Here is a 532-nt window from a genome sequence, read left to right on the forward strand (position 1 = left end):
GTGAAGATACGGACATGCCAGAGTTCATCCTGTGTCAGCGTCCGGCTTTCTCCGTTCGGGAACGTCACCTGATATTCCGGCTGCCAGTCACTGTTCAGTTTGGCGACCACGCAGCCCGGATCCAGCGGCAATAACTCCACCACCTCACCGAGGGCCCTGACCTTATAGGCGTAGAAATTACCCCGCAGGCACAGGCAGGCAATTAATAGCTCCCAGAACTCCTGTGGCGTCATATAGTTATTGGGCTTCACTGACAGCAGTTTATTCAACCTTTCTTTGACAGCGCGTTGATTGCCGCGCTCCAGTTGCTCATACAGCGAACAGGGCAGCATACCGACCGATTCCGCCAGCACCCGCACACAACTGAACACGGCGGTTAACTGCATCGCTAACTGCGGACTGACGCGCCGTCCGCTGTAGGTGTCATAAGAGAGACCAATCAGCTCACTTAAATCACGGGAGGTCATCGGTTCGGCGGATTTACGAAATAATCCGGGGAAAAACATCAGGCCTCCTTACCGGGTTTCTGGCT

1 protein-coding gene is annotated in these 532 nt (G+C 54.5%); it reads right to left on the reverse strand.

What is annotated here, in order from left to right; all coding sequences use genetic code 11:
• On the reverse strand, positions 1 to 506 hold a 506-nt coding region (locus tag AAC147_RS10900; RefSeq protein WP_047686610.1), incomplete at its 3' end, for a phage portal protein.
• Positions 507 to 532: the final 26 nt, after the last annotated feature.

Source organism: Xenorhabdus sp. NBAII XenSa04 (genome assembly GCF_963866145.1).
Classification (GTDB): Bacteria; Pseudomonadota; Gammaproteobacteria; order Enterobacterales; family Enterobacteriaceae; genus Xenorhabdus; species Xenorhabdus indica.